Genomic DNA, 6,368 nt, shown 5'->3' with positions numbered 1-6,368 from the left:
TTGAAATCATGCAATTATTATTTGCTGTCTTTAAATATTTAATCCCGATGGGATTATCTTGGAATCATGCAATTATTATTTTTATTTGCTGTCTTTAAACATTTAATCCCGATGGGATTATATTGAAATCATGCAATTATTATTTGCTGTCTTTAAATATTTAATCCCGATGGGATTATCTTGGAATCATGCAATTATTATTTTTATTTGCTGTCTTTAAACATTTAATCCCGATGGGATTATATTGAAATCATGCAATTATTATTTTTATTTGCTGTCTTTAAATATTTAATCCCGATGGGATTATCTTGAAATCATGCAATTCCTATTTGCTGTCTTTAAATATTTAATCCCGATGGGATTATCTTGGAACCATGCAATTATTATTTGCTGTCTTTAAATATTTAATCCCCAAAAAATATCCTAAGGCAACATAATATCTATCTGCGGAATCCGTAGGATTCCAATATTTATAGACGATAACAAGAGGTTAACATTGCGACCCCATCGGGGTCGTATATCAAAGCCATATTAAAAAGGTTGATAATATTTAATCCCGATGGGAATTACAAAAGGAAAGAAAGACTATTCCATAGATTTCAACTATACAAACTTTTTCTTTCTATAAAATCTATCACTTCATCTGGCAAAAAGAATTTAATATCTTTTTGCTCCTTTATTGATTCTCTGATGAACGTGGACGAAAGCTCCATTAATGGTGTTTTTGTGATGGTAATTGAGGGATGTTTTTTAAATTCTGTGTTGGTGTAACCCGGCCTTGGATATACAAATATTTGGTAATCCCTTAAAATGATTTCATAATTTTTCCATTTTTTTAAAGATTTCAGGTTATCAGAACCCATGATCAACACAAATTGATGTTCTGGATAAATCTCTCTCAATAAAGTTAATGTATCAATGGTATAAGAAGGTTGGGCCAGCTTTAATTCCACATCGCTTACGCTGATATTTTTTGTGCCTTCAATAGCTAGTTTAGCCATCTCTAACCGATCATAAACCTGGATCAAATCTTTTTTCTCTTTTAAAGGGTTGTGAGGCGAAACCACTAACCAAACTTTATCCAAACCGCTATGGTTGGCCATGTAATTGGCGATGATTAGATGCCCCGTATGTATAGGGTTGTAAGACCCGAAAAATAAACCGATTTTCATTGTTAAAAGTTTAATCTCCCTTTTTTGGGATAAACCCAAAATCGTTTTTCATATAAAGGTTTACGTCTCTTTGTGGGAACGGAATAGAAATATCATTCTTTAAAAACTCCTCAAAAACCTTGCTCATCAGAATACTTTTAATGGTTAGCCAATTATCAATATCTGCCACCCAACATAACACCCTAAAATTAACAGCACTATCGCCAAAACCATCCAAAATAATCAAAGGTTCAGGGGTTTTCATAACATCTTCGTTTTCCTCTACTATAGCTTTAAAAATACTTTTTACTTTTTCTATATCAGAACCATAGCTTACGCCAACATCTAATGAAATTCTTTTATGTGTGTTGCTCAAGGTCCAATTAATCAGGTTTTGCGATAATAGATCGCCGTTAGGGATAATAACCTCGGATCCTTCTAGGGTTAATATTTTACTGGCCCTAATACCCATAGATCTAACCGTACCTGTTTTATTGCCTACCTCGATCAGATCGCCAACTTGTATTGGTTTTTCAAAAACCATTACCAAGCCAGATACCACGTTATTTACAATGTTTTGCAATCCAAAGCCAATACCTACGCCCAAAGCGCCTATTATAATGGTTATCCGATCCATTGGCACCCCTGATGCTGCGATGGCAATCAAAAAACCAATGATCCAGATAAAAAGCCTTACCAAAAGAATAGAAGAACTATATTTTGCTCTTCGTGAAGTTTTAAGGGCGTGTTCATCTGCAAACTCAAAAAAATAACTGATGATCTTTGCGATTACGGTAGATAAATAAATAATGAGGATAAATAGGATAAAACCAGCAAAAGTAAAAGTGGTATCCCCAATTTTACGACTTAGGGTTAGATAGCTTTTTGTGCTATCATAAATCGCATCAAATACGTTTAAATTTTGCGTAAAGAAAACCACCAATAAAATAATGGCCAAAACCTTTAAAAACTTGCCGATACGATCTTTCAGATTCTTGAAATCTAAATAAGATGAAATGGTATTGATATGGATCTTGCCGACTTCCATCTGTAAATAAATGCCCTCCGTTATAATTTTAACAAATAAGATCAGGCTGATACCTTCTACCAAAGTAAATAATGCCGTAGTTGCGGCAGCTTTAGCCATGCTATATCTACCAAATAAATTTCCTAAAATAGAAATACCCAATAAGGCAAAAAAGATATAAATAACATTGCTGATGGTGTTTTGATATTTCTCTGGGATAGCGCTTTTCCGTTTCCTAAAAAAATCTACCGCCCAAATAAAGATCATAACGGTAAGGAGAAAAAACATTAACCTTTCTGACTCGAAAACCTGGAAATATAAATTGCCGAAGCTGTATAAAACCACAAATAATACTGCTATAAACCAATTTTTTATGAGCCATTTCTCATAAATTCCCCACATCAAAATTCCTACACTAAACATTAAAACAACCAAATATATTTGGTTGATGATAATTGGGGGCCTGTAATAGAAAAAAGGGCCAATGGTACAGGTTACCGCCAAAGCGGCAATAATTGGTTTTTTTGTGGTAAGCAAAGTGTTATTGAAGATGTTATCGGCAGACTCGCCGTCTTTTTTGATGGTATCCCTATTTCTTTTAAGCCAAAAATAAAGCAACAAAAATAAAGCGATATTGATCAAATGTACCTTATAGCTATAAGTAAAATAGTAACTGAGTATTTTATAATTGATGATGGAAGTTTTGTTAATACCCGTCTTTAAATCGTTCCAGAAACCCGTGGTGCTTACATCCCACAGGTAATCATATTCTTTGGTAAACGCCCTTTGCTTAAGTTTTTTTAAATCATTGTTTATCTGGTCGTTAAAATCAACAATCTTTACTTGTATGGCAGAGACCCTGTTTTGTAAAATCCCGATTTTTAAGATCGCTTTGTTACTAATAGAATCTAACCTATGCCATTTACCGCCCAATTCATTCAAACGGTTATAAAAACGGTTTCTGAGGGCAGAGTCTGCCGGCAACTTTTTAAAAACAGAATCAGAAGTTAACCCACACAAAACCTCCTGCATCTCTACCAGAGAATTGTTATAAACCGTAAGCCTGTTAGCCCATTTATCCAGTTGCTTTTGTGAAGTCGCAAAATAATCTTGAAGGGTAGATAAAGACCTAAAAGTTGCCAGATTATAAGAATTTGCATCACCAACACGCTTTTCTATTTGGGGCAGGTTTTCACTAATATCCAAGGTGTCAAAACCGGCACTTAACTCGGTACCTATCCCATTAAACTTTTCGGCATAATAATCTACCCTTTTAATTAAGCCGTTAAAAGTAGTGTCTGCAGCAATTGCTTGGGTGCTTCCTTTTGCTTTAGAAGAATCTTTTTTGATGATGTTCTGTAAAGTCTGCGACAGACTTTGGGCATATAAGCTTTGGGCTATCGCCAAAACTAAAAAAGAAAGGAAAAATAAAATCCGTTTGCCCATTTTATAGATTATAGAAGGCAAAATAATCAAATTTTGCTGTTATTTAGCTTGCTATAAAGTTTAACAACAAATCTTCTGCTTGTTTACAAGCTAAAGAAAGTTCGTCGTTTTTTAAAATAACATCAAATTTTGGGGCGTAGGTTAGCTCTTTGGCGGCTTTGCTTATTCTTTCAGAGACTTTTTGTTCGCTTTCTGTCCCCCTGCCGGTAAGCCTCTCAACCAAAACCTCTAAAGATGGTGGCTGCACAAATATGGCTAAAGCATTGTTACCATATTTCTTCTTTAACCTCAACCCTCCTTCTACATCCAAATCAAAGATCACGGTTTTACCTTCATCCCAAATTCTTTGTATTTCGCTTTTTAATGTACCATAAAACGTACCCGAATATACTTCTTCAAACTCTACAAATTCATGCTTTGCCACTTTATGCAAAAACTCTTCTTTGCTGATAAAATAATAATCTTCGTTATCTCTTTCATCCCCACGGGAAGGCCTAGTTGTGGCCGATATGGAGAACGCGATCTTATCAGGAAAAGTCTTTAACAAATGATGTACTATGGTGGTTTTGCCGGCTCCAGAGGGTGCCGAAAATATAATGAGTTTACCTTGCATTTTTTTAAGCTTAAAGCTTAAAGCCAAAAGCCAAAAGCGTTTAGCTTTAAGCCTTCTGCCTTAAGCTTAATTTACAGAACGTTTAATAATTGCTCCTTTATTTTTTCTAATTCTTCTTTCATGCCAACAACATAACGCTGTATGTTTGCATCATTAGCTTTAGAGCCCATGGTATTTATTTCCCTACCAATCTCTTGCGATATAAAACCCAGCTTTTTGCCATTGGCATCTTTGTTTTTTAAGGTTTCTATAAAATAATCGCAATGGCTTTTTAGCCTTACTTTTTCTTCTGTAATATCCAGTTTATCAATGTAATAAATCAGCTCCTGCTCTAACCTGTTTTGATCAACTTTCTCTTTGCCAACAGCATCAGAAAGCATATTGTTCAGTTTCTCTCTGATCGCCGGCACACGGTTTGGCTCTTCTTTCACAACCATTTCCATTAAATTAAGAATGGTCTGTATGCGTTCTGTTAGGTCTTTTTCTAAAACCGCACCTTCATCGGCCCTAAATTTTTGGAAACTATCAATTGATGCGTAAAAAGCCTCCAATACCAATTTCCATTCTTCCTCAGAAACAGAAGATTCATCGTATTTGATAACCTCGGGCAAATTGATGGCCGCAGAAAGCAACTCATCTTCTCTTTGCCCCAGTTCTTTGGCCACCATTTGCAGCTCAGAAAAATAATGCTTTAATAAATCTTTATTGATTGTTGCCGCTTTAAGGTTGCTATCAGTTGTTTCTGCGTTAATGCTCAACATCACTTTGCCCCTTTCCAACAGTTTGCTGCACTCGTTCCTCAAAAAAAATTCTTTATCAGAAAAAGCTTTGGGCAATTTTAAATTCAGTTCTAAAAATTTGCTGTTTAAAGATTTGATTTCTACGGTATATTTCCCGTTGGCCAAGTTTTTAATGCCGGTGCCATAACCAGTCATGGATTTAATCATTTGCAAAGATAAAATTAATAGGCAAATAAAAACCACCAACAGATAAATGCCAGATAGCGTTGATCGATCTTTAATTTGGGCGCTTTAACAGGCTATCCGTTCATACTGCACAGGCCTTAGCCACAAGGCAGGTATCCACTTCTATCCTTAGCGCACCTTGCAAGTTTGAAAAAAATTATAACCCCTCCATAATCAATATTTACCTATTGGCGAACGGAATTACAGAACACATCAATATCTGCATAAATCTGTGGGAGAAATGTTTTAATAATGTGCTAGTACTAACTTCAAAATAGCGGGTCCAGCATCTTACCTAAATGTAAACTTTACAAACATTTTTCAAAACAAAATAATTAGGCAAACAATGCTAAATGTTAAATATCATTAAAAAAGCAAGGTTTAAATAAAATTTGGGCATCTTAGAATAAATTATGAAAAAGCAAACCGTATTGATTGTGTTTTTATTGCTTTTAGGCTTCGCAAGCTATGCCCAAGAAACATTTTTAATCAAAGGTTTGGTGTTTGAAGTTGCTAATAACAAAAGAATCAGTAAAGTTAGCATATCCAACAAAAGCAAAGGAGAAACTACTTTCAGTGATGATTGGGGAAACTTCTCTATCAACGTTTCTATTGGAGACACCCTGCTTTTTACTAAAGACAGCTATCAAGAAAAAGAAAAAATCATTTTACAAAAGCAAAATCTGGTTATCTATTTAAAGCCCTCCATCGTGTTAAATGAAGTGGTAATTAAGCAACAGACCAGAAAAGCAGAGCAAAAAGAAATTTTAGACGGCTATAAAAGCAAAGGCGTTTATTACGGAGGCAAACCGCCGCTTTTGGCCTATATTTTTACGCCCCTTAGCGCACTGCATGAATTATTAGGTAAAGATGCTGCCGATGCCCGTAGGTTTGGCGGCTACATAAGTAGGGAAAACGCACAAACCCGGGTAGATGCACATTTTAACGTACCATTGATCAAAGAAAGCGTAAAAATTAAAGAAGAAGAAATTGTAGAATTCATGTACCTATATAGGCCCAAACCAGAAGATGTAACTTATAGAAACCGTTATGATGATATGGATTACATCAAAAAATCTTATCAAGATTATTTAAAGACCAAGAAATCTAGGTTGTAGCCACTTACAATTATTAATTTTCTTTAACCAAAACCAACCTTAGCTGTA

At 35.0% G+C, this 6,368-nt stretch carries 5 protein-coding genes; 1 reads left to right on the top strand and 4 read right to left on the bottom strand.

Annotated elements, in window-relative coordinates; all coding sequences use genetic code 11:
• Positions 1 to 599: 599 nt before the first annotated feature.
• The 4 genes from nadD to I5M32_RS15625 form a co-directional block, all read right to left on the bottom strand.
• Positions 600 to 1,172, bottom strand: coding sequence for a nicotinate (nicotinamide) nucleotide adenylyltransferase (gene nadD, locus I5M32_RS15640; protein WP_200588003.1), 573 nt, complete (start codon positions 1,170 to 1,172; stop codon positions 600 to 602).
• 10 nt (positions 1,173 to 1,182) lie between these two features.
• Complete coding sequence (locus tag I5M32_RS15635; RefSeq protein ID WP_200588001.1) at positions 1,183 to 3,624, bottom strand: mechanosensitive ion channel family protein; 2,442 nt, start codon at positions 3,622 to 3,624, stop codon at positions 1,183 to 1,185.
• 43 nt (positions 3,625 to 3,667) lie between these two features.
• Entirely contained in the window at positions 3,668 to 4,237 is a 570-nt protein-coding gene (gene gmk, locus I5M32_RS15630; RefSeq protein ID WP_200588000.1) for a guanylate kinase, read from the bottom strand.
• A 71-nt stretch (positions 4,238 to 4,308) separates the two neighbouring features.
• On the bottom strand, positions 4,309 to 5,184 hold the full coding sequence (locus I5M32_RS15625; RefSeq protein WP_234461987.1) for a YicC/YloC family endoribonuclease: 876 nt from the start codon (positions 5,182 to 5,184) through the stop codon (positions 4,309 to 4,311).
• 431 nt (positions 5,185 to 5,615) lie between these two features.
• Between I5M32_RS15625 and I5M32_RS15620 the strand changes: the two genes are divergently transcribed.
• Positions 5,616 to 6,320 carry a peptidase associated/transthyretin-like domain-containing protein gene (locus tag I5M32_RS15620; RefSeq protein WP_200587999.1) on the top strand — a complete coding sequence of 235 codons (705 nt, stop codon included), beginning with the start codon at positions 5,616 to 5,618 and terminating at the stop codon, positions 6,318 to 6,320.
• The last annotated feature ends 48 nt before the right edge of the window (positions 6,321 to 6,368 follow it).

Source organism: Pedobacter segetis (assembly GCF_016623585.1).
Lineage (GTDB): Bacteria > Bacteroidota > Bacteroidia > Sphingobacteriales > Sphingobacteriaceae > Pseudopedobacter > Pseudopedobacter segetis.
This window is presented reverse-complemented; position numbering and strand designations above follow the sequence as displayed.

Bases quoted from the DNA above. Each gene is read 5' to 3' on its own strand.
- nadD (WP_200588003.1), bottom strand. From the start codon at position 1,172: ATGAAAATCGGTTTATTTTTCGGGTCTTACAACCCTATACATACGGGG.
- I5M32_RS15635 (WP_200588001.1), bottom strand. From the start codon at position 3,624: ATGGGCAAACGGATTTTATTTTTCCTTTCTTTTTTAGTTTTGGCGATA.
- gmk (WP_200588000.1), bottom strand. From the start codon at position 4,237: ATGCAAGGTAAACTCATTATATTTTCGGCACCCTCTGGAGCCGGCAAA.
- I5M32_RS15625 (WP_234461987.1), bottom strand. From the start codon at position 5,184: ATGATTAAATCCATGACTGGTTATGGCACCGGCATTAAAAACTTGGCC.
- I5M32_RS15620 (WP_200587999.1), top strand. From the start codon at position 5,616: ATGAAAAAGCAAACCGTATTGATTGTGTTTTTATTGCTTTTAGGCTTC.